The sequence below is a fragment of the Shewanella sp. 0m-8 genome, from assembly GCF_052977265.1.
This window is the reverse complement of sequence record NZ_JBRIMB010000014.1, coordinates 13,230-38,975: the sequence shown is the minus strand read 5'-3', so window position 1 is coordinate 38,975 and position 25,746 is coordinate 13,230. Positions and strand designations below refer to the sequence as shown.

The window sequence follows — 25,746 nt, the reverse complement described above, 5'->3', positions numbered from 1 at the left end:
GAGTGTTGTCGATTACTGGCCGTTATGAAGGGCTGAAAGTGATTACGGCCTAGCAGTACTGCTAGAGCTCCCGTCAGAATGATAAAAAGCGTCTTTTACGGTAACCACGCCAGTATTGAAGTAATACTCCATTACTTGTGTTGTTTCGCCGCGTTGAATAAAGAATAGATCACGATAGATGCACCTGTCTGCGCCATAGGTGTATGCAATATCGACATCTGCAGTCATTAAATCAGCATCAGTTACATGGGCAATAGTGAAGTCTGTTGAGGTAATGCCATGCCAAACCTCTTTACAGGCTGTAAATACTTCGGTATCGGTTCCAGAGGTAGAGTAAGGGAAACCTGTTGGAGTTGATGACACATTACCCTCGCCAAAACTCGGCAGTTTATCGACGGCCCCCGTATCGCCAGCAGTTACCCAGCCGCTGTGATAAAGTGCAACAGCACTTTTAAAAGCGCCAAACTGGCCTGCCATTGCAGCGGTTCTGGCATCGTCTTGCAAATTGATAAACTTAGGGAGCGCTATAACGGCTAACACACCTAGGATGATAATCACTACGACCAACTCTATCAGTGTAAATCCTTTTGCATTAGGCTTCATTGATACTCTTCATATATGGGAGTTTAAATTTAGACACAAGTTTACATTCTTAATGGTGTATTTTATTTGATCCATTGCTAATAATTCGCCATCGTTGATTGTTGAATATAACAACCGTGAAGTGGCCAGTTCGATTTGAACGCTCGTGGATAACGGATAGTGATTGCGTCTGTGACAGGGGAGTGTGGGTTGAGTAACTGACTTATATAACCTTATAACCTTATAACCTTATAACCTTATTCGTCGCTTGCGTGATTGGTCTCTAATGCTTCAATCACATCGACTGATATTGTGATCTGTTTATATTGATTACGACCTGCTTTTTTGGCTTGATATAAGGCTTTATCTGCAAGTAACGCGGCTTGGTGAGCAATAATGTGCACGTCGTTTTTAAACTCAAAACCTTCAACTGCAATGACCTTGCAAACCCCAAGACTGATGGTGACAAATGGGGCTGTTTGGCTACAAGGATGAGGCAATGCCATCTCTTTAAACGCGTTGAGTATCGCCTCTAGTTTACCTTGTAATGCTTGATCGGGAATATCCCTAAACAGCATAATAAATTCTTCTCCACCAAATCGAGCACAGATATCTTCAGCACGGTAAAATTGCTGTGTAAGGGTTTGCGCGACTTTACTCAAGGCATCATCTCCAGCTAAATGACCAAGGGTGTCGTTATACTCCTTAAAGTGGTCAACATCGGCAATGATCAGCGTAAAACCTATCTGTTGTCTTGCAAGCAGCTGGCAATAGGTGTCAAGCCGTTGCTCAAACGCGCGGCGATTGGGGATCTTGGTTAAATTATCGATGTAGACTTGCTCATTGAGCAGTTGAGTTTGTTCTTGAATCGTGCCCATAAGGGCGTTGAAATGGGTCGCGACATTGACGAGCTCTGTGATGGGGTAGCGGTACCGCAACCTTTTTATCTCTCTGCTTCTTTCCATCTCTTCGATATCATTTGCCAGTTTTTGTACCGGGCGCACTAAGAAATAGGAATATAACAAATAGGCCAAAAGCAGTAGGGTGGTCATTTCTGCAAGTAAGACAAATACGCCAACGGTTAAAACGGGAGGCGGCATGGTATTGGTGTGCTTAAGGATGAGTTTGAACAGCGGTTTACCATCGATATTGCGAACAATGCGCTCTGATGTTGGCGAGAGGTTATTGAGTACTCTGTGTGAGCCTAAATTAAACATAGATGTAGCATTGTCTTGTGCACTCAATAAGCTCATCTCTACACCTGCTGAGGTATATTGAGATAGCTCGCTGATAAACTCTTTATCTATGAGTCTGATAAACACTAAATAGCCTAAAGCTGGGCCGCTGCGGTTGGATTGTAAAATCGAGGTTGAGCTAAACAGTGCAGGCCCATACTTTGTCGAGATAACCCCGGTTTTTGATGGTACATCTTCAGGGCTGCTTATGGGCTCATCGATTGGCGGCAGGGCCTGTTTTTGCTGTGGAGACAGCGCTTTGTTTTGTGGGTATAGGGTGAAATTGGTAAACCCAAACTCAAGAGACTGATCACTGCTGTGATTGAACCCTTTAGAGAAAACCAACCTATTAGCGTTGTTAAAAATAAAGACGCCATCCACTTCTAAACTTTTAAAGGTGTCATCAGGGTATTCATGCTGCTCATAAAACTGCTTGGCAGTAGCACTTTTTGATTTCATGTAGCTGTAAGTTCTGTCCCAAACAGCGTAATCATAATTAAGGGTATGCAGTGGTTTAATCATCTGCTTAAAGGCAAAGTCTAGCGCGATGAGCTCTTGTTCTGAGACTTTTAATAGTGACTTTTCAACAAGAGGGATCTGTACCCAAACTCTAAACGCAAACACCGCACTGGCGAATAATACAAATATCGCAACCGAAATCCGTAGCTGTAGTTGATTAAAGGTTTGGGGTTTTAATTTAACGATAGTTAGAAACCTTTTAAAACAGAGCATTACTTAAGTAAAGCTTATTAAATGGTGTGGAGCCAACTTTTTAAAACAGGTCTGCTTACTTTGCCGTTATGGATGCAAGCGAGTAAGAGCTGTGGCATTTATCTGTCGATTTTAAAGGTGATTCTATATGTGGAATTGAAATATAGAATTGAAATGTAGAATTGAAATGTAGAGTTTGACTATAGATTGAAGCTGTATAGCTGACGGGTAATTGATGAGGTAAAGAAGCGCAAAGCGTGCATATAAAGCAAAAGCCACCAACAGAAGTTAGTGGCTTTTTAAGGTCGTTTTATCTAAAGGCTGGGCTTATGCCATTCTTTGAGTCGGCTTCCAGCGCAGTAACTGAGCTGGAAGCTTAACGCCTTGGGCCGTTAGTGAGTTGACGCGGTTAAGATAAGCTGCGCCATACATAAGATGCTTAGCCAAATCGACTGCGTTACGCTCTTGGTAGTTATCTAAGTAGCTACCTTTAGCCCACTGGTTGAAAGCACCTAGTGCTGGACCTGCCCAAATCTGATAATCCATCTCGCGGCCAACTTCGCCTGAATTTGACCAGCGGCTTGAAAGCCCCAAGTACCAGCGGAAAATCAATGCCATTTTACGTTTTGGATTACCTTCTGCACGCTCAATCTGTTTTGGGTCGCGTTCATTAAAGTGGGCAACGGTACCCGCCCAGATCTCATCTAAGCTTGAGCGGAACACCTGTTTCTCGAGTTTTTCACGCTCATCAGCAGGGATAGCTTCAATAGCGTCATAACGAGTGTAGATCTCGTAAAGCTTATTCGCGCGCATCGGGAATAAGGTACCACGCTTCACCACTTGCAGTTTTACGCCCATTTCGAACATATCAGCAGCAGGAGCCATGGTGACATCGGCCATCTCGGTGGTGGCAAGTAGTTTACGGGTATGCTCACTGGCGCCCGCTTCAACACAAGCCTGGTTAATTGAGCCTGTCACAATATACGCGGCGCCCATATTAAATGTCGCTAGCGCCGCATCGGGAGTGCCAACACCACCGCCGCAACCGACACGAATCGGTGTGTCGTACTGGTACTTGGTTTGGATCTCTTCTTTTAGGGCCAAAATCGTAGGTAGAAGCGTTACTAATGGGCGGTTATCAGTGTGTCCGCCCGAGTCTGCTTCTGCAGTTACGTCATCCGCCATCGGCACAAGTTGTGCCAGTTCCATCTGCTCGGCTGTGATAGAGCCGTCATCAACCAGTTTTTGCAGCATTTTGGCTGGGGCAGGCATCATGAACTTTTCAGCCACTTCGGTGCGGCTCACCTTGGCTATCACCTTGTTGGCGACAACAATTTTACCCTGTGCATCACGGCTTAAACCCGCGGCGCGGTAATAAACAATTTGCGGTGTTAAGCCTAAGAAAGCCGACGCCTCAACGGTACGTACTTTATGCTTTAAAAATAATTCCACGCTGCCACGCTCTAACGCTGGCTCACTTGGGCTATGGATAAGATTAAACATGTATGGGCCATTTGGCAGCGCCGCCTGAATGCGATTAATCGCGGCTTCTACACGGCTTGGGATAAGACCCGCGGCGCCAAATGAGCACAAAATACCGGCCTGACCCAGTGCAATAACGAGCTCTTCTGATGAAATACCGTTCGCCATTGCGCCAGCGTAATAGGCATATTTCACACCATGAACACGGCGGAAATTACTGTCGCCAAGGCTTTCCGTACCCAAAGCTGGGGTAAAAGCACTCACTGGTAAATCTGTGCTGTTAGCGGCTTGTTCAGTGACGATATTTGCTGATTGCGCGATACCAAAGCCATGTTCGCTGTGGTTTACCACATAGCAGCCACGGCGAAAATCTTTAAGTTGTTGCTCCATCACTTGCACGTCAAAGCTAATATTTGACTCTGTCACAGCCCATGGCCATGGAGAAAGCATTTCACTTGTTGTAGTAGGATTCATTATTTGTAAGACCCTTAATCATTTATATCGAGCTTGCGGCTCTTAGCTATTCTTTTAACTAAATTTTCAATCTAATTCATTTACTTTTTAATGGTTTAGAACGCAGCTAGTTGCTATTAAATCATTCATTATATAAATCGAGTTAGGACGCAGATACTTTTGCTCAATTTCCAGAAAAAAGCGCGCAGCCTATGAATATAGGTGAGCACTTTTGACACAGAAATTGAGTAAAATAGCCAGTCACTCACTCCGGTTTATAGAGATTCTTCGATGCAGATGGCTATATCAAACACTTCGTAAATACGCAATCCATCTTTACTTAAGCTGGCATTACCGGTGATCACCTTCTTACCATTTTCATCTTTAACCGAGGTGATACTCACATCCATCGACATCTGTTTGTTGAGCGGATTGATCTGACCGCGATACTTCCACTTGATGTTCGATAAAATCTGGCCAAACTTAGGGTTTTTAAAGCCAGCGCCTAAGTCTTTACTAATAGCATATGTCTGCATGGTTTCGATAATCGCTTCGACACCTAACGAGCCAGGCATGACTGGATCTTGGTGGAAGTGGAATTGGAAGAACCAATCACTTGGATCGATAGTGCGCTCAGCGTAGAGATAACCTAAGCCTTCGGTGCCACCATTATCGACAATTTCAACGCTGTCGATAAAGTTAAGCTGTCCGCCTGCAAGGCGATAATGAGGCTTGCCTACAGGTGGGTTAAAGTGACGACAGCCTTTGTCGAGCAGGTTGATCTTATCACTTGCTGCAACGCCGTTAGCCACATGCCAAGGTTGAGTGACTTTACCGTTATCTAGACCTAACTGATCTTTAAGGGCGTCACCTTTAAAATATCCAAATACCGCAGTACCGCGATAGAAAGGCTCATTATCAACGCTGAGCTCAAAGCTAAAGCTCTGAATGATGTTTGTGCCCGCCATCACCGTTGATAACAAACGTGAGTCGTTACGAATGGTTTTGCCGCGCAAATCAACATCACGCAGTAGCTCACCGCTGCCGTCTAAGTTACGGAAGAATAGCTCAAGGCCCGGAAAACCAAGGGTTGTGCCCATGTAACCTGAGATAAAGCCGTTAGGCTGCAGTGATATTTCCATTAAAATAGAGTAAGGCATTACAGCCTGGTGACTATTTTTGTCGAAATACCATGCATCAGCAGGTACTTCATACTCAGCGATACACGATGATGGTTTTTTAAATTCGCCGCGCTTGCCGTTAACTTCAATGACGCGAGTGGTGACCTGCAGGTCGCCACATGGCGTACGTGGCGGGATCATACCGCGATAGATTGAGAACTCAGGCCCGAAACAGTTTTCGATGTTACCTGTGGCGAACTCAAACATGTGATACGGCGTGAACGGCACGGTATCGGGTACACGATTCGAGTAATCTGGGGTAATGGGCGCTTCAACGTGCGAGATAGGAATCACGCCCTTGTTTGGCTCTTTGCTCAGATCAGGAATTTGCGCCATTAACGGAGCGTTTGCTGATGCAGGCTGGTATGACTTTTTGTTAAGAGACGCTGAAGGCTCAGACTCTTTACTAGCCGCAGGCGCTTGAGTGTTTTCAATAGCAGTGACGTTAGCAAAAGTTGGGTAACGAGTGCACTCATCTTCCTCGCGGATCATCACACCTAGATTTTGGAAATCTACCACCGCTTTGCCGTTGAGCAAGATATCGATGTTAGCTTTTGCATAAGGGCGAGGGCTAAAGCCTATTTCAGTCACTTCCATACGGTAAGTTAATTCGCCAGATTGCGGCAGCACTTGGCCGCGGCAGCGAACTTGCTGTGAGGCGTTCTCTAATGGTTGGAAACGACCATTTTTAGTTTGGGTGTGCATACCAAGGTGCAGCATATAGAACTGCAGCAATTGACCACAACCTTCGGCCATGAGCGAGCCTGCCATCACCTGATCGCCCTTAAAGTGACACGGGAAATACCAGTGGTCAGCTTCCAGTTGTTTATGACCTTCGATTAAGCCAAGCCCCCAAGTGCCGCCAGTGCGATCAATCTTGCTGACTTGTTCTATCATCAAAAACTTTTCAGAAGCAAAACACAGTGATGGTTGATGAGCGCCTTGATGAGTTGGGCCAAAACAGCCTTCAATATCCGCAGTTAACAGCTTATGTATTTCGCCATAATTAAATTGCGTTTTAGGGCAATCTAATAACGGATTAAAGCGTTGCTTAACCACAAGACTGCGGGCTTTTATCTCATCTTCGGTGCGAATCACCCCTTTACCGTCAGCAAGCTCTTCGTCGGTAAAGAAGCCAGCGCAGCCGCCGTCCATCTTCAAAATCATCTTGTCGCCAACAAAACACTCGTATGAGAAGAAAAACAGCAAGGTGTCGCCATTGCGAGCATAGTTGTTGATCTTAATGTCGTAACGCAGTGTGTCGCCGCCACGAGGCAGATCGCCTAAGAAGGTGAGGGTGCAATCAAGTAAACGATAAACGCGCTGGCCCTTGTTCTCAAAGTCGATGCCTAAGTAGCTAATTAGCATCAAGTCGCACTGACCTGATTCAACCGCGACTGCCCACGGAATTTGGCCATCTACAAGATACGGAGCATCAACTGGGATGTCGTACTCGGTGGTCATTGAACACGGCTTAAACTCATTCATAGTCGCATTGAGTTTGGTTACACGTGATACCAGTAGGTAGTCTGTGGTTGGTAGGCGTATGCGGCGTGAGTAACTATCGATGATAGCGTAATCACTGCCAAACACCTTGGCGATATCACCTTCTGCATACTCGACTAAATCAGCGTAGCTCCAGATGCATGGCTTAAGTGCAGGTACTGGCGGAGAATATGGCGGCACGTTAGCGTGATCGGGCACTAATGCTGCAACCTCTGCCGCTTGAGCAACAACAGCTGCAGGTGTATCGAATTGTTGAAAAGCGGCAACTTGAGCTGGTGCTAGTGTTGTCACAGCTTCTGCTACCTGACCTGTCACTTGAGCTAACTGCTGTTTTAGCAGCGCATCAGCTACCTTCATACCCGCATTGCGGCTTTGTAAAAATGCTTGGTGAGCTTGCAGAGTTAACTGTTGATTCTGTTGAAAACTGGCCAGGTCGCCAGGGGCAATATCGAGAGTCTTGCCTGTTGTATTGCTTATTGTATTCGTTGTCATTGGTGGGGTACCTAATTCACGTTTGGGTGCCTGAGCGGTGACGCCAATGTTTGCAGTCTGTTGTGCTGCAATTGTTATTTGTGGCTCTACTAAGTCAGCCGTTTCGACTGAGTCAGCTGCCTTAATCGGTTTAACTTTGTTTACCACGGTCGATGCTGTCGCCTGCGCCAACTTTTGCGTAATCGTTTCAAGGCTTGCAAGCGGCGTATCGATAATATGCTGGTAGATATCGCGGCCACCTAAGGTGACTTGCTTAACTAGTTGGTGTTTAGCATCAGATTTAAGCTCACTGCTTAAACGCTCGGTTAATGCGTGTTGCTCGCTGGCCGTTTGGCTAATCAATAACTGTGATAGTTGATTCTCGCTGATGTTATTGATCAGCGCGCAATTAACGCTACCTGCTTTGGCTACAGAGTGTTGCTTTAGAGGGTGTTTATTTAAGTTTAGTAAGCCATGTAATAGACTTGCCATGCCCGCTGCAGCAAAACAGTGACCAATACGTTGCTCGGCAGCAGTATGAGTCACTTGTGAAGCAGCACTCAGCGCTAATTGAATTTGGCTCGCTGGCGCGGCCATAGTTTCAATCACTTTAATCGCATTAAAATCGATAGCGGTTTGGCTGAGTAACTTGTCGGTGACCAAAGCCGCTTCAGCCGTTTTAGCAAATTCAAGTGCATCAATTTGGCCATATGAGCTGCCAGATGTACTTTGATCTTTAACTAACACCACTGCGCCAGCACCTTCACCCACATTCCACGTTGTAGAGGTTGGGCTAAGGTTAGGTTCAAGGGCAACCGGAGCAATGGCATTTTTCAAAATCACTTGCTCAAAGCTACCCGATAGATCGACGGCGGCAATGACCACAGCATCGAGGTTATCTTCCATGATCAAGTTTTGCGCAACATCGATACAGCGGCTAACTGACTGCTCTGCAGCAGAAATGGTAAAGGCTGGGCCATTAAAGTCCCATAATGATGCCACACGTGACGCCATGATATTACCAATAAAGCTGGTGTACTGATTCAGCTTTGCTGCATCAAGAACACTGTCCATGGCAATCGCTTCAAGTGCTTGGTATTCATCATCACTTAAATCGACGCCCATAGCGGCAAGGCTTTCTTGCAGTTGGGTATGCAGATTTACGCGGCCACGGAACTGGTGCAGCTCAAGCTCGGTTTCCATTGCCACTAATACCGCAACTTTTTGCCCTGGCTTAAGCTTGGCATCACGAATGGCTTCGTCTGTGACACGCATCAGCATAAGCTGCTGTGAAATCAGACGGTCATCTTCATTTGGTGGCAGTTTAAAGCGTAAGAAGTCTAACTCGAAGTTATCGACATAAGCGCCTTTAGGCGCCGATGCTAAGCCAAATTCAGCTAAAAGTTCATTGTGCTTTTCAAGGCCCTTCCAGCGTTTTTTCGGTAGCTCGATAAAGCCGTTACCGTTTTGGGTCACTGCATTGTTTAACGCATTGATGCTACTGAGCGGACCAAAGTGCGAGGCAAGGCCAACCACTTTTAGCGGCTGAGCTTGACGAGCGGGCTTAGTAGGCTGAATTGCTTGCTCTGCTTGTGTTACAACAGTGCCTTTGCCGTTATATGACTCAAGCAAAAGGTGCGCATTACAGCCACCAAAGCCAAATACCGACACCCCCGCGTGACGGGTTCTCACACCAAAATGATTATTCGATGGTTTATCTGGCCAGCCCTGTACCATGCTAGGTAGAGTAGGTTTTCCAAACAGTTTTTTCGGTGAAGAGATGGCATCACTAATGTTGATGCTCGGCGGTAAAAAGCCCTCTTTCATGGCGAAGATCATCTTCATGATCCCCGGCATTCCGGCTGCAGTAAGCAGGTGGCCTAAGTTAGATTTAGCTGAGCCTATTAACGGCGCGTCGCTGCCCTCTAGCTTATCTTCAAAGAAGGTTTCCATTGAGGTCAGCTCAATTTTGTCACCCAGTGGCGTACCGGTTGCGTGACATTCAATCACTTCGATATCTTTAGGCGCTATATCGCTGGCGGCGTAAGCACGTTCAAATGCTTTTACCTGACCTTTTGGATTTGGGCTTAATACAAACTGACCTTTGCCGTCGTTTGATAAACCGACGCCACTGACAACGGCATAAATTTTATCGTTAACACGTTCAGCATCCTCAAGACGCTTAAGTACCAGTACGCCAGCGCCTTCACCGGCAAACAGGCCTTTACTGCTAGCATCAAACGGTACTGACACACCATGATCTGGATAGGCGTGAAAGATAGAGAACCCCATGTTGATAAAGAAGGGATCGGCACCCGATACTGCGCCCGCGAGCATGATGTCTGCTTTACCAGTGCTTAAGTAGTCACAGGCGAGCTTTAGTGAATAAACAGAGCTTGCGCAGGCGGCATCAAGACTCAGTTGTACGCCGCCAAGACCGAGTGCATCGGCAACTAATTTTGAGCTGTTATGGGCAATTGCGCCGTTAGCAGCATAGAGACTTTTCTCGCTTGCTGCGCGCTGGCTATGGGCATTGGTCGGATTGAGTTTAAACCCTTTGCAGCCCAACTTATCTTGTAGCGCCTTTTCAACTGCACTGTGATAAATCGGCAGAAATAGGTCGTTTGAACGGGTAGTCGGAAATGATAATGCGCCCATCACCACACCTGTGCGGGCGAGGTTGGTATCGTCTAGGCTGATCCCTGCATCGTGTAAGGCTTTGCGACTGGTATCGAGCGCCCACAGAAAACTATCATCTAAGCCGTGTAAGCTTTGTTCGGGGAGTTTGTAGCCACGGGCATCAAAGTTAAAATTGTCAATGTAGCCGCCTTTATCGCAATAAAAACGGTCTGATTGTCCTTGAACGCCTTGGTAGTCGCAGCTGTTTGCCCCGAGCTTTTCATCCGTTAATGTGGTGCGAGAGTCGCGTTTATCCAGTAAGTTCTGCCAAAACTCTTCAGGACTCTTGGCGTCGGGATAAAGTGTCGCTAAGCCGATAATGGCAATTTTGCTCTGCTTGCTCGTGCGCTGCTCCGAGCTATTTGATACTGGGTGGTTAGAAGTGTTGTCTGTTAAAGACATTAGACTTCCCCTTTAAGTAAATGATTTTCTTGAGAGCTAATTTGGTCTACCTGATTAGCTTGTAACTGACATAGAGCCAGCTCTCGTTGAAGTCCATCGATAAATGGTTGCAAAGATAGCGGCACTTTATGGCTTATCAATTGCCCGAGCGCTTTAAGTAAACTGGTTACATCGCTGCTGCCTTTGGCATTCATTGGCACAGTGCAGCATGGCTGCTGCGCGCTCTTGCTATCTTGCTTGGCAATTTTATCTATCAGAGTACAGTTTTGCCTGTCAGCCCCCATCTCAACAAATAACTTAGCGCCTTGGCGCTGAGCGCTATGGATAAGTGCAGTAAAGTCTAAGGTATGGCAGAAAGTGTCTGCAATCGACTGAGCAAGCATTTCACTGGTGAGTGGCTGTGAATTAACAGGCTTATCTGTGCTGCCAATTAGATTGGCTGCGCTGATAAATTGAATTGCCGACGGCAGTTCATCATTAAGCGGCTCAGTGTAAAAGCGCGTCACGTTAGCATGCTCTTCCATAGCAGGTGGAGTATGCATTGCCGTGACGCGATTAGCTGCAATGCCACGTTTGCCTAATGCAGCCAGTAACGCTTTGCATTGCTGCTCACAACCTGCGATAACGCACGTATCACCCTGAATGATGGCTAGGTATGCGTGAGGGTAATGACCGAGTAAGGCCTGAATTGGCGCCGCTTCGCTTCTTACCACAAAGCTATTCCAAACAATATCAGCGTCTTGCTCTTTTAGCTGCCAAGCGCGTCTGACTGCCGTTAGCTCGCCTGATATCGCTGAAGTAAACAGGGGATCGGTTTGAGTTTTGCTGATCAATTCATGGGGCTTTGTCCAAACACCAAGGCTCGCCCACATAGAGGCTTCACCCATAGAGTAGCCTAGCGCAAAGTTAGGCTGAACCTTAAACTCATCGACGAGCAGTTGAGTTAATAGGTAACTGCTACCGACACCGGCGATGGCCAGCGAGCCAAGATCCATTGCTGGAGCAACGTTAGGATCTAAGTGATAGATGCTATCGGCTTGCAACATCGACTTAAGGTCACCTTCACGTTCAAGGCGAGCATAAAGCGCTGGAAAGTACTGATGGAGCTCGCTAAGCATATCGGCGTAAACCGTACCAACGCCTGGGTAGACAAAGGCTAAACCTGACTGCTCCGTGCAACCTAAAGGGGTACTGGTAAAGTAACTCCCCGCTGGGGTTTTATATTGCAGCAGCTGCTCAGGTGCTTTCGAGATCTCAAACTGTTTGGCTAAGGCATCATCAAATGCGCTTAGCTCTTGCTGTAAGCTATCAATCGAACTCGCCTGGATCACCGCTTGATAGGCTGCTTGCTGATTTTGTCGCTGGTTCTGTTCAAGGTTCTGTTCAAGATAGTTGCTGGCGTGCTGCAAGTTATCTTGCATTAAACCTAATAGCGCAAGTTGGCTAGCATCCGTAATCATGTTCGAGGCTAGCGCGTGTGCGCTGCTAATTGGCTTTAACGCATTACTTAGCTTATCTAACTCAGCTTTTAGCTCGGTTTGAGTGTGACCCGCTAAGATAAACATCAATCTATTGGCGTTCAGTAACGACTTAGGTGCAATAAAGCCTGTGCCTTGTGTTAACACATAACTGGTGCAGTTAAGGGCACTGCTTAAGCCATGAGTAAAGCTAATTGCTGCAACCCGCGCTTGATGAAAACCGCTAAACCAAAAATGACTCTTAGCCTGTTTGGAGGTTAACGCCACACCTTGGTTGGTTGCTTCTCGGTAATGGGTGCGAGTCGCCAACTTTTCAATCAGTTGATACACCTTCGAAAATTGTTCGCGGCTGCTGAGCTCGCTGTAAGACTCAATATGACAGTCACTATTGAGCTCACGTTTTGCCTGGGAAAAAGCCGCGCGTAGAACGTCATTAATGGTATCGGTGCGCTCAGTTGTACTCGCAGCTCTGGTACCAGAACTCATATCTGAAGTTATATCAGTAAGTTGCTGCATCGCACTTAGCACTGCATGTGGGTGCAAGCGCAACTGGGCAGCTTTAAGGGCCGGTAGCATCAACAGAGATTGCTTAGCAGTTGCTAGCTGTACCCATTTACCGGCATTTATCGCGTTAATACTGGTATTTAGCAGCTTATCAAAGCTGTCACTTGAGTGTTCAGTTGCGTTATCGACCAGAAGCTTGACCAGTTCAAATTCACTCGATTGGCTCAAGATGTTAGTTGCGCTTAACTCAGGCAAGAGTGCTGATAAGTTATCAGCACTCATTTGTGGCGCAGGCAGCAAAATCAGTGCGATGCGCAGCGGCATCACACTTGCTTTAGGCGTTTGTTCCACTATGTCGCCTCACTGTCAGTTGCTAACGTTTTGTTTGTTAGCGCAGCAGGCAAAAACGCTGAGTTCAAGCTTTTGCTAATGGTGATTTTAGCTGACTTGAACATGGCACTTAACTCGCCATTGTCATGGTATAGCATCACATTGGCTTCAAGTGAGCGCGTGTTGTGTTTAATCACTTCAAGCTCAATCACACCTGTTTCACCAAAGGCCATAGGCTGGTAGGAAACAAACTCGCCAATTGCCGAAGGCAGACTTGCCGATCCGGTTTTAAGTCGTGCCCAAACGAGCATGGCTTGCAGCAGTAGATCTTCGGCAAAAGGCTGGCTACCACCCAGATGATTTTGCGGTAAAAACTCGCCACAATCAGCGAGGTTTACTGCTGGTAAGGCAACCTTTGCGATTAAGCCTTGCTCGTCAAAACGAACAACAGACTCGATGCCCTGCAGGCGTGGACCATGAAACAGAGTCCCGTTGCTATAAAGCTCTTTAGCCGTGGTGATCACTTGAGTGGCACCTAAGTTAAATTGCTTGCTAGTGCGCTCACTGATCTTGTTACTTATTTGGTCACTGACAAGCGTCGCCTTATATTGCGGACGACCATTGCAGCTGATCAATGCTTGCAGCGTTGCAGGGTCAGAGCTTGTAGGGGTTAGCTCAAGGGTTAGCTCTTGCGCCGCATCAGTCTCAAATACAATGCCTTTTAATAGCTTGTAATCAAGTACCTTAACTTGAGCGCCAAGCATGTCGCTTGCCACTTCTCGCATCCAGTCGATAGCACATACCGTTGGCAGCACACTGTTACCGCCAATGCGGTGATCTTCAATGAAGGCCATCGCACTTGGGGTTAGTAGGCGCGTTGCGGTGAAAGCTTGCAGTGGTGAATTTTGTGCATCAGCACGCGGATGCGATGTTGTTAGCACCTCATCCGCATTAAGCTTTTTTACAGAAGCAGCCTCAGTTGCTTTTGTGTCGCTTTTGCCTTGCATTGACGTACCAATTAGCAATTGCACGCCGGTTTCACCTAATAGCTGAGTCGCAAATAATTCAGCGCCCGCTTTAAGTGGAATAACGTACACACCACGGTCGGTAAACATCTTCTTCAGTGCAGGATTAACCATACCGCCATCCCAAGGGCCCCAGTTAAAGCTCATGACTTTAGCTTGAGGGTTGCGAGCAGTGAACTGCAATGCCGCCTTATTGAGAATATCGTTCGACATCGCATAATCGCTTTGCCCTGTGTTACCGTAGAACCCCGCTGCAGATGAGAACATAGCTAACAGTTTGATCTTGCTTGGCTCAAGTGCAGCAAGTAGTGCTTTAAGGCCATTGACCTTAGTGCCATAAACTCGTGCAAGCTCAGCAAGGGTTTTATCTTGAATGTGTTTGTCAGCTAACACGCCCGCGCCGTGAATAAGACCCGTGATTTCACTTGAGCGACCTTTTAGCGCTGCTGTGATTGCCGCGCTGTCGGTCACGTCCATGCTGACATATTCAGCTGAAGCGCCAACGTTGCTAAAGGCGGTTAGGGCAGCGTTGATCTCAATACTGCTTTGTACTGGCCAAACAGCCGCTTCAACTTGCTTTGGCGTTGGCTTTTGACCTGTTGAGATAATATGCGCAATCGCCGCAGATTTTAGCTCGCTAGTTTGCTTACCTTCAGCCCAGCTTGGCAATGCTTGTAATTCGCTACGGCCAGCTAAAATAAAGTGTGATTGAGTGCGAGCGGCTAATGACAGCGCGCATTCAAATGTCACACCTTTTGCGCCACCGGTCACCAGTATTTTATCTGTACTGTTTAGCTCGGCTGGAGCGGTTTTATTGCAGGCTTCACCGGCAATGAGTGTTACGCGGTTAATTTGGCCTTCAACTAAGCTTAACCCTACTTCTGGCAGCTGAACTTGGCTATCAAATAGTTCACTAGTAATGGCATCAGCAAAGTGTGTTGCATCAACATCTGTTGCAATGTCCAGCGCACGACAGAAAACCTGTGGCCATTCATGGCTTAAGGTTTTAGTTAAGCCTGCTAGTGCAGCTTGGTTAAGTTCGGCATCTTTTAATGCATCGGTATTTAAGTAACCAAAGCCACCGTCGATACGACTGACGGTAATGAAACAGCGACGAGCGTCAGCTTTTGCATCTACAAGCGGTGTTTGTACTAGCTTTGGTTGCAACAGTTTTGCCCACAAGAACGCATTGCTAACGTGAGTAAAGCTTTGCGCATCTAGGTTGACTGCTGTTTGCTCAGTGGCATTGGCTTCAGGTTGTAAGTGGATAAAGCCACCAATAGTGCCAACCTGAGTTTCAATCTCTGCAATAACCGCAGTAATACTTGTTTCAAGCTCAGATTCTTCGCTTGAGGCAAGTTCAAAGCTGGCAACATCGCTTGAAAGTGGCGATTGTGGCTGGCCAGCAGCAAGACGCACAACGGCAACTTTAAGACCTTGTTTTGTTAGTTTCTCTGCAAGAACACCCGCGTTATGACCATCATCATTGATCACAAGGGTTGTATCTGCGGCGAAACAGTCTTGTAGCTTGTCCGCCGCATTAAGCTTTTTTAGCGCTACCTCGCTATGAGGAGGAAGTTCTACTCTTGGTTCTGCAGACAATGGCGCTGGCTTAACAGAGCCTTCAGCTGCACTTGTATTAGCAGAGCCCTCAGCTGCACTTGGAGCGAGCTTAGAGCCTTCAGCTGGCAGTTTACTGCCCATATAAGCCACGATTTCGCCCAGTGTTCTACACTCTGCTAGATCTTCAGGATTAAGTTCAGGCAGACCCGGTAGCTCATCTTGTACTGTGCCAAGAATCTCAACGCGCTTAATCGAATCGATACCTAAATCAGCTTCCATATCCATGCTTAGCTCAAGCATTTCAGTTGGGTAACCGGTTTTATCGGCAACTACAGACATCATAGTAGCCTGTACCTTGTCGGCACTTAGACCGTTTGCAGCTGGTGTAGATGAAAGCGCAGAGCCTTCAGCGGCACTAACATTAAGAACCGCCGCAGCGCTAGAGCCCTCAGCTGGCAGTTTACTGCCCATATAAGCCACGATTTCGCCAAGAGTGCGACACTCAGCTAGATCTTCAGGATTAAGTTCAGGCAGACCCGGTAGCTCATCTTGTACTGTGCCAAGAATTTCAACGCGCTTAATCGAATCGATACCTAAATCAGCTTCCATATCCATGCTTAGCTCTAGCATTTCAGTTGGGTAACCCGTTTTCTCGGCAACTACAGACATCATAGTAGCCTGTACCTTGTCGGCACTTAGACCGTTTGCAGCTGGTGTAGATGAAAGCGCAGAGCCTTCAGCGGCACTAACATTAAGAACCGCCGCAGCGCTAGAGCCCTCAGCTGGCAGTTTACTGCCCATATAAGCCACGATTTCGCCAAGAGTGCGACACTCTGCTAAATCTTCAGGATTAAGTTCAGGCAAACCCGGTAGTTCATCTTGTACTGTGCCAAGAATTTCAACGCGCTTAATCGAATCGATACCTAAATCGGCTTCCATATCCATGCTTAGCTCTAGCATTTCAGTTGGGTAACCGGTCTTGTCGGCAACCACTGACATCATAGTAGCCTGTACCTTTTCGGCAGAAAGGCCGTTTGCTGTGGCCACTAGCGTAACAGTCGCAGCAGTAGTAACTGGAATTGATGAAAGCTTGCTATTCATGTACGCCACGATTTCGCCAAGGGTACGACACTCAGCAAGATCTTCTGGGCTAAGCTCAGGCAGACTCGGTAGCTCGTCTTGTACTGTACCTAAAATCTCAACGCGCTTGATAGAATCGATGCCTAGGTCGGCTTCCATATCCATTTCAAGCTCTAGCATTTCAGTTGGGTAACCGGTTTTTTCGGCAACCACTGACATCATAGTAGCCTGTACTTTTTCGGCAGAAAGGCCGTTTGCTGTGGCCACTAGCGTAACAGTCGCAGCAGTAGTAACTGGAATTGATGAAAGCTTGCTATTCATGTACGCCACGATTTCGCCAAGGGTACGACACTCAGCAAGATCTTCTGGGCTAAGCTCAGGCAAACCCGGTAGCTCATCTTGTACTGTGCCAAGAATTTCAACGCGCTTGATAGAATCGATGCCTAGGTCGGCTTCCATATCCATTTCAAGCTCTAGCATTTCAGTTGGGTAACCGGTTTTTTCGGCAACCACTGACATCATAGTAGCCTGTACTTTTTGCGCGCTCAAGGCTGTTTCAGCGCTCAGACCGTTTACTGCTGGTGCAGCAGCTACTTGAGGCGCCGCGGCGGCAGTTGTTGAAAGCGCAGAGCCTTCAGCTGGCAGTTTACTGCCCATATAAGCCACGATCTCGCCAAGGGTACGACACTCTGCTAGATCTTCAGGGCTAAGCTCAGGCAGACCCGGTAGCTCGTCTTGTACTGTACCTAAAATCTCAACGCGCTTGATAGAATCAATGCCTAGGTCGGCTTCCATATCCATTTCAAGCTCTAGCATTTCAGTTGGGTAACCTGTCTTCTCGGCAACCACAGACATCATAGTGCTTTGCACTTTTGCAGCGCTCAAGGCTGTTTGCGAGCTCAAGGCTGATTCAGCGCTAATAGCGACAGCTGGGCTTGTAGCACTTGTATGAGTCGGTACGATAGCAGCTTGAGCTGGCGCTGCTTGACGAGCAACTTGTACTGGGGCAGTTTGAACAGGAGCTGATTGTACCGGCGTAGTCTGAATCGGAGCAGGTGCTGTTACAGGTGCAGGCTGTGCTTGTGGAGCTTGAGTCGGCTGCACTGGCGCACTGTTTACCGGAGCTTCAATCGCAGGTTGAGTAACAACTTGGCTTTGAATAGCTTCATTGTGAATGACAGGCGCATAAGTTGCTTGGTTGCCATTGAGTAGGTTCAATGCTGCAATATTGCTACCCGCTTGCATTTCTAAGAATTGGGTATGGCTTTGCAGTGTTTGCGCTTGTAGCTGGTGGAACTGCTCCATAGAGCGCTGTAGGCTCTCAGGGATCGCAACACCTGAACTTGCCAGTTTAGTCTGCTCTGTCATCAAGGTTGTGAAAGTCTCGCCGTATTGCTGCGGGATCTCCAAGAACTGCTGATGCAGCTGAGCGGTTTGCTGCTGCGCGGCAAAGAAGTTACTTAATGCATCACGGCTAATGCTATGAGCTGCTGGCTTACTGTTTTTAGACACAAATTGGCTCTCTATACCGGAATCTATAACTGGATCTACAACTGAACGGGCTTGGACTGCATTGGCTTGCATTGCACCCGCTGGGGCTGCAACCTCAATAATCTTTTCAACTTCAACGATTTTTTCTACAATTTTTTCGACTTCAACAAGCTTTTCAACTTCAACCACTTTTTCCTCAATCACACGTTCGATTTGAGACGTTACTATGCCCGTCTCTAGTGACTTAGCCATTTTAGCCCGTGTTGCTTTACTGATATGGTTGGCAGCGTTCAGCGAAATACTCATTGGTGACTTTTTCGCTGGCGCTGCGATATCGGCCTGGTATGGGTCGATATTATCAAGCTTGATACCGGCAACCGCTAATTGAACTGCAGCTTGCTTTAGCTGTAGGTCGCTATCGCCTTTAGGGCTTGGGTTAATTGAGATGGCGCAAATGTCGCTCATATGCTCTGCAAGGGTGCCTTGTACCAACTTTTGCAGGATGTTTTTTGGGCCAAATTCGACAAATATGCGTGCACCCGCTTCATACATAGCATCAAGTTGAGTGGTAAAGCGTACCGATTGAAGCATATGTTTCTTAAACGAGGTTTTAATCTTTGCTGCAGTGCTGTCATAAAGTGCGCCAGTTGCATTTGAGTAAAGCGCACGGCTCGCTTTAGTAAACTTGGCGGCATCAATCGCTTTGGCAAATGGCGCCTGAGCATGACCAACAAGTTCGGTGTGGAAAGCGCCAGATACGGGTAGGTTAATCGCTTTATAACCAAGCTCGCCTAGTGCTTTGGCGGCATCCGCTGTGGTGGCGGTTGGGCCGGCTATAACCGATTGCGTTGGGGCGTTGTAGTTAGCGACTTTTACGCCGTCGAACTTGGCGATTGTGTTTTCAAGTGTACCTAAATCATCCGCTTTATGGATAACCGCAAACATGGCGCCACAATCAGCATCTTGACCGTCTTTCGTTTTAGCTTTAGTGGCCATGGCATCACCACGAGCAAAAGCCAGCTTGTAGTAATCATCAGCTGAAATCACACCTGCGGCGCATAAGGCGCTTAGCTCACCAAAACTATGACCCGCCACCATATCGGCATTAAAACCTGCAGCGGTGAACAGCTCATACTGACCCATAGAGATCGCGCCGATAGCACTTTGTGCATTGGCGGTATTGGTCAGAATCGCTTCTTGGGTTGTTAAGTCGTCTTTATTAAATACAGGCTTTGGATATAGCGTTTGCGACAATGGTGTTTTGTTGTTGGCGGCAAAAACTTTATCGGCAGTCACAAACTGCTGGCGCATCTCTGGGTAGTAACAGGCAAGCTCGCGGCCCATATTCAGATACTGAGAGCCTTGGCCTGCAAATAATGCGGCGACTTTACCTTCAATCGCGGCTGTGCGGTAGCTCGTGCCACCAGGCAGCTGCCATGCGGCATCATCACTCGATGACAGTTTTGCAATCGCTTGCTTAATTTGGTTGGCTAATTCTTCGCGAGAGTTTGCCACTAAACCAAGACGTGGCGCAGTTGTATCAAGCTCACGTAAGGCGTAGTTTGCAGCAGCATCTTTGAGGTTAAATTCAGCTTGCTCTGCTGATGCTGCAAGTGTGTTTAGCTCCTTTATCAATGTCGCTTTATCGCTAGCGCTGACTAAGAAGCTTTGAGCTACATGGCGTTGGCGGTAATTAGCCTTCTCACTATCATCGCGTTTATGCTCATTATTGTACTCTTCCAATACAAAGTGGAAGTTAGTGCCACCAAAACCAAACGAGCTAATACCCGCACGGCGCGGCGTACCATCAGTACGTGGTAACCACGGACGGGTTTCAGTGTTTAGATAAAACGGCGAGTTCTCGATATCAAGCTTTGGACTTGGCTGGCTAACGTTAATTGTTGCCGGTAGCACTTTATGATGCAGTGCAAGTGCGGCTTTAATAAGCCCCGCAGTACCTGCAGTTGATTTAGTGTGGCCAATTTGAGATTTAACTGAGCCCAGTGCAATGTGCTGTTTGGTGTCATTGTCGTCGCGAAACACTGAACAAAGACCGGCAAATTCTGCTGCATCGCCTGCTGCCGTACCAGTACCATGGGCTTCGATAAGTCCAAGTGTGTGCGGTGCAAAACCTGCGTCATCATAAGCGCGGTTTAACGCTTTTGCTTGACCAGACGGACGAGGGGCGTAGATAGATTTAAACTTACCATCAGATGATGAGCCTACACCTTTGATCACTGAATAGATCCGGTCGCCATCACGCTCGGCATCTTCAAGGCGCTTAAGCGCCACCATACCAATACCTTCACCAATCATCATGCCTTTAGAGTCGATATCAAATGGCTGAATGGTTTCATTAGTGGTAAAGGCGGGGGTTTTTGAGAAGCTCATGTACATAGATGGTGAGTTATCGGTACAGACACCACCTGTGATCATCATCTCTGAGCGACCTTCGGTCAGCTCTGTGAGCGCCATACGCATCGCGGCGAGTGAGCCTGCACATGCCGCATCAACGACGCAGTTCATGCCACCAAAATCAAATCGGTTGGCAATACGACCAGCAATTACATTACCTAGAGAGCCTGGGAATGAGTTCTCTTCCCAATGCACATATTGGTCTTGGAACTTCTTGATCAGCATTTCGCTGTCAGTGTCACTGATGCCACTGCTAGCGAATACTTTCTTTAGCACTGGGTACTGCAGGCGCGCTGTTAGGCTGTGGCTAATTTTTTGACCGCCGCCGACACCTAAGGTGATACCAATCTTATCTCTGTCGTAACCTTCAGGTAGGTTGGCGTCGGCCAAGACTTCTTTCGCCACGATAAGCGAAAGTAGCTGTGAAGAATCTGTTAGCTCTAGGATATTTGGCGGCAGGCCAAATTCCATTGGGTTGAAATCGACTTCTGGTAAGAAGCCACCACGCTTACAGTAACTCTTGTCTGGCGTACTCTTATTGGCATCATAATATTCTTCTGGTTGCCAGTGAGTCGATGGTAGCTCGGTGATAGCATCAATTTTTTCACTAATAAGATCCCAGAACTTATTTAAGTAACGAGAGTTAGCAAAGATGCTCGCCATGCCAACGATGGCAATCGGCATATCTTTAAGGCGCTTGTTTAAGCGTGAATCAGCTTGTGACTCTTGTGCTTGCTCAGTCGCTTTAGCTGATTGTGTAGGTTTAGAGGTCTGGCTCATTATGAGTCTCCACTGGATGCCTGATTATCAGGCGTCTTGTTGTTTGTTTTAGGCTTATCTTTTGTGGTGTGGCGATTTGGCGTCGCACCAGGAAAGCGCTGTAAAAAAGTGTGATAGTTACGCACGAGTAACTTTCGTAAATGGAATGGCCCATGTTTAAGGACATAGGTCATGTAACGGTTGGTGGCTTGAGTATTGCCATCTTGATATATGTCGAGATAGATCCAATCACTATGGGGATCGATGCCGAGTAAAATAGAGCTAGGTTGCTGCTGTGTTAGCTTTGGCGGAATGGTGAGTGAAACCACCTGTACTACGTTGTCGCCGTCGGTGCTCGGAAGAGCTAAGGTTTTAGCGAGCGTTTCGTAATGCAAGGTATAGGTTTGCACGTCGCTGCCTTGGGTGACCGGAATATGATTAAAGTAACGCATCGGCACGTTAGGGCTAGTAATGTCACTGACCCGTGAGACCCCATAGCGCTTTAAACACCGAGCTAAACCAGAGCGCGACACATTAGGGTTAATAAATTTCTGCGTGGCTTTTAATAAGGTGTCTAGCGGCATCTTCAATTGATAACGCAATCCTACTACCACATATTCTTGTAGCGGGGTTAACGTGGTATTGAGGTGATGCGGTGTATTGGGGGTATTTTCGACAGAGTCGCGTCTGCGCCATTTACGAACGGTGGCTTCACTGATATTCAATATTTTTGAGAGTTGACTCACCCCCAGATCGGATCCTTGAATGAATCGACGCATCTCAGGAGTCGTAGTGGCATTGCGATGCCTTGTTTCGTTGTCAACTTGCGTACACTTATTCGAGTTGTTGTTAACTTCTTTTATGTATGCACTATTTATTTCTGCCATCAGTTTAGCGGGTATCCGTTAATAATCTGTTGGGACTACATGGTCAAATAGCGCTAGAACCCCAGTTCTAAGTCTGCTGTCATCACAATTTCGTCGATAATTTCAAGCTAATGGCAGAGCAGACTACCTGAGCTGATAAGGCAATACAATCACCTGGGACTTAATAATTGCTGATACGACCAGATTCGGCGAACACTTGTAAGTTAGATTGTTGTTTTGTTGTGTGAATTAAGTAGGTGGATTAAAGGGTGATCTAGGTCAAGCATTAAGCTTTTTAACAGGTCTATACTTGCAATTAACAAAGGTGAAACACGTGTCTTGATGAAATATGGAATGATTTAATAATGTGATAAAAGGAGGCCAATATGGCTACGTTTACGACTGAGCAAATCCGCAATTTTGCGGTGCTCGGACACACAGGTTCAGGGAAATCATCGCTATTGGAGGCGTTGCTGTTTCGCGCTAAAGCGATAACATTAAAGGGCAGGGTCGATAGGGGCACAAATCATGCTGATTTCACTGCCCAAGAAAAATCCCACCGTCACAGTTTAGAACCCTCTTTTCTTAATCTTGATTACAGCTCTCACCATATCAACTTCATCGATACTCCCGGTCTGCCTGACTTTTTTGGACGCGCTTTATTGCCGTTACCCGGTGTAGAGTCGGTGATCTTGGTTATCCATGCGGCAGTCGGTATTGAACCTGTGACGAAAAGAGCCTTTGATGCCGCCCGAAGTCAAGGTAAGGCGGTACTGATTGCGATCAATCATATCGACGGCAATGAGGCGGGGTTGGCGGCGTTATTGCAAAGTATTCAAACTCAGTTTGGCCACCGATGCTTACCCGTTAATCTACCTAACACTGCAGGTGATGGCGTTGTTGATTGCTATCTTCATTACGACCATCACACTGAAACCGCATTTATTGGGGCGCAATCGGCAAGAGATGAACTGGTCGATACCGTACTTGAAGAAGATGAGCAATTAATGGAGCTCTACCTTGAGCAGGGCGAATCTTTAACACCAGAGCAACTGCATGCACCGTTAGAAACTGCATTACGTATGGGGCATTTAGTGCCAGTGTGTTTTACCAGCGCTGAAAGAGATATTGGGATCAGTTCATTACTTGAGGTATTGGTTAAATTAATGCCGAGTCCGCTAGAGGCAAACCCGCCGCAATTTTTTAAGGGCTTTGCCAATGAGGCTAAGCCAATTGATGTTAGCCAGTCAGCCAACGATCATGTATTAGCGCATGTATTTAGAGTGTCGATAGACCCATTTTTTGGCCGCATGGGCGTATTTCGTCTCTATCAAGGCACGATAAACGTAGGGATGAAGTTGTTTCTTGGTCGTGGCCGCAAGCCCTTTAAAGTGACTCACCTGACGAAGCTACAAGGTGATAAACATATTGAGGTTAGCCAGGCTATCCCTGGGGATATTTGTGCAATCGCTAAAGTTGAAGAGTTAGAGGTGGGCACCGTTTTACATGATAGCCACGATGAAGATGAGTTGCACTTGGCTGAGCTCGTTCTGCCTCTGCCAATTTTTGGTTTAGCTGTATCACCCAAAAAACGTGGCGATGAGCAAAAAATATCGGAAGTGCTGAACAAGTTAGTGGCAGAAGATCCGAGTTTACAGATCAGTCGAAGTGACGCTGAGGGGCAAACGGTGTTGAAAGGCCAAGGAGACTTACATCTTCAAATTGCTCTAGAAAAAGCGCAAACCTTATTTAACGTTGATATGGATACCGATACACCGGCAGTTGCTTATCGCGAAACGATTTTGGGAGAAGCCAAATATCGTTACCGTCATAAGAAGCAATCGGGAGGCTCTGGCCAATTTGGTGAAGTGGAGTTGCTGGTTCAGCCTCTATCCCGTGGCGCGGGCTTTGAGTTTGTGAGTAAAGTGGTGGGTGGTTCTGTACCGAGTCAATATATCCCCGCAGTAGAGAAAGGGGTGCGTGAAGCGATGTTAGCTGGAGGCTTAGGTGGTTTCCCAATGCAAGATATTAAGGTCACTATATTAGATGGTAAGCACCATAGCGTTGATTCAAAAGAGATCGCATTTGTGATGGCGGGCAAGCGGGCTTTTATGGAGGCGGTCACATTGGCGCAGCCAGTCATTCTTGAACCAGTTGTAGATATGCAGATTTGCGTTGAACAGAATCAGGTCGGTGATATCACTGGCGATATTAGCGCATCCAGAGGCATAGTGTGTGGTACACAGGCGCAAACTAATGGCATGGTCGAGGTGAGTGTGGAAGCGCCACTGGCAAATGTTGCAGATTATTCCACCAGGCTTAAATCTATGACAGGAGGAGAGGGGCAGTTTTCAATGAGCTTTAGCCGTTACGATGTGGTTCCCGATAGAGTGCAGTCTTCGTTAATGCGTTAAAAGATTGATTTCAGTGGTTTTGGCTATTGTGGTGCCATTTTAGTTTGTGACTGTTGTTTTTAATTAAAACAGGCCACAATAGCCTTACTACCTAAGTTTACATTTGAGCTCGTCTTGTCTGAATTTACTTCAATTAAACTGTATTTTTGTCCGTTAAGGTTAGGGACCCTCGATGCTGACTCTGCGGCCTTAATTAAGACTTGGCTACCGCAAGATGAAGCCGATAAAGTTAATCGTTACATCAAGCAAGAAGCTAAAGATCAAGGCTTGATGGTGAGAGGCTATCTGCGTGCACTTTTATCTAGACAAGTATCCAAACAGGCTAGCTTGAAGCCCCATGAATGGTGTTTTGAGTATGGTGATAAAGGCAAGCCTAGGCTAAGTGCAGCCCAGTTTAAACAAACCGGGATCCATTTTAATATCAGCCATAGCGGCGACTGGCTACTGGTGGGGATCTTTCAGTCAAACTCCCACTCAAATTCTCAATCAAATTTCCGATCTGAGCATGCTAACCAGACTGGTGCAATTGAGTTTGGGGTCGATATTGAGCGTTGCCGCAGTAGTACCAATATTCATTCGATTTTAAGTCATTATTTCTCTGAGCCTGAAAAGACTGCATTGTTGGCATTACCAACAGCGTTACAGCGCGAGCGCTTTTTCGACTTATGGGCACTTAAAGAGTCATACATTAAAGCTAAAGGCTTAGGTTTAGCTTTGTCGCTGAAATCTTTCGCCTTCGATTTTGCGCCCTTGATTGAAACGTCATTAGAGCTTGATGGAGCAGTCAGCATTAGCCCGACAATAAAGACTGCTACAAGTGAGCTCGATACAGCTCATCTTCCTGTTAATCAGAACATTCCAGTTAAACACAATATTGACCTTAAACAGGGCATTCCTCTTAAGCAGAGCATTTGCCTCTCGATAGCTCAAGGTCATGGGGATGGGCAAGACGCAATGAAGGCGCGGCCACAGCAGATGACGGTTGCTAAAGATTGGCACTGCTGGCTTGGGCACTTGGATGCTAACTATCGTTTTGCGCTGAGTATTGGCCCCTGCCATCAGGCAAGCATTAACGCGGCAGAGGTTAACTTAAAGTCACTATTAGCCGATTGATGCTAG

General features: G+C 46.9%; 9 protein-coding genes. 2 read left to right on the top strand and 7 right to left on the bottom strand.

Going from position 1 to position 25,746, the window contains the following annotated elements; all coding sequences use genetic code 11:
* Nucleotides 1-42 precede the first annotated feature (42 nt).
* From ACVBIO_RS09335 to ACVBIO_RS09305, 7 genes are all read right to left on the bottom strand, one after another.
* Nucleotides 43-603, bottom strand: a complete 561-nt coding sequence (locus ACVBIO_RS09335; protein WP_447160623.1) for a type II secretion system protein — start codon at nucleotides 601-603, stop codon at nucleotides 43-45.
* 236 nt (nucleotides 604-839) lie between these two features.
* Nucleotides 840-2,549: a sensor domain-containing diguanylate cyclase gene (locus ACVBIO_RS09330; RefSeq protein ID WP_447163623.1), complete on the bottom strand. Its 1,710-nt coding sequence runs from the start codon at nucleotides 2,547-2,549 to the stop codon at nucleotides 840-842.
* Between the two features lie 306 nt (nucleotides 2,550-2,855).
* Nucleotides 2,856-4,484 (bottom strand): eicosapentaenoate synthase subunit PfaD, encoded by a 1,629-nt coding sequence (gene pfaD, locus ACVBIO_RS09325; protein ID WP_447160621.1) that lies wholly within the window; start codon nucleotides 4,482-4,484, stop codon nucleotides 2,856-2,858.
* A 254-nt stretch (nucleotides 4,485-4,738) separates the two neighbouring features.
* Nucleotides 4,739-10,702: an eicosapentaenoate synthase subunit PfaC gene (gene pfaC / locus ACVBIO_RS09320; protein WP_447172463.1), complete on the bottom strand. Its 5,964-nt coding sequence runs from the start codon at nucleotides 10,700-10,702 to the stop codon at nucleotides 4,739-4,741.
* Nucleotides 10,702-13,035 carry a PfaB family protein gene (locus ACVBIO_RS09315; protein ID WP_447172462.1) on the bottom strand — a complete coding sequence of 778 codons (2,334 nt, stop codon included), beginning with the start codon at nucleotides 13,033-13,035 and terminating at the stop codon, nucleotides 10,702-10,704. The genes pfaC and ACVBIO_RS09315 overlap by 1 nt, the downstream gene beginning before the upstream one ends.
* Entirely contained in the window at nucleotides 13,035-21,368 is an 8,334-nt protein-coding gene (gene pfaA / locus ACVBIO_RS09310; protein ID WP_447172461.1) for an eicosapentaenoate synthase subunit PfaA, read from the bottom strand. Before pfaA ends, ACVBIO_RS09315 begins: the two co-directional genes overlap by 1 nt.
* Entirely contained in the window at nucleotides 21,368-22,234 is an 867-nt protein-coding gene (locus tag ACVBIO_RS09305; protein ID WP_447172460.1) for a transcriptional regulator, read from the bottom strand. The genes pfaA and ACVBIO_RS09305 overlap by 1 nt, the downstream gene beginning before the upstream one ends.
* Nucleotides 22,235-22,599: 365 nt before the next feature.
* Here ACVBIO_RS09305 and fusA point away from each other — a divergent pair, with 365 nt between their 5' ends.
* Nucleotides 22,600-24,627, top strand: coding sequence for an elongation factor G (fusA, locus tag ACVBIO_RS09300; protein WP_447172459.1), 2,028 nt, complete (start codon nucleotides 22,600-22,602; stop codon nucleotides 24,625-24,627).
* 114 nt (nucleotides 24,628-24,741) lie between these two features.
* Complete coding sequence (locus ACVBIO_RS09295; protein ID WP_447172458.1) at nucleotides 24,742-25,740, top strand: 4'-phosphopantetheinyl transferase family protein; 999 nt, start codon at nucleotides 24,742-24,744, stop codon at nucleotides 25,738-25,740.
* The last annotated feature ends 6 nt before the right edge of the window (nucleotides 25,741-25,746 follow it).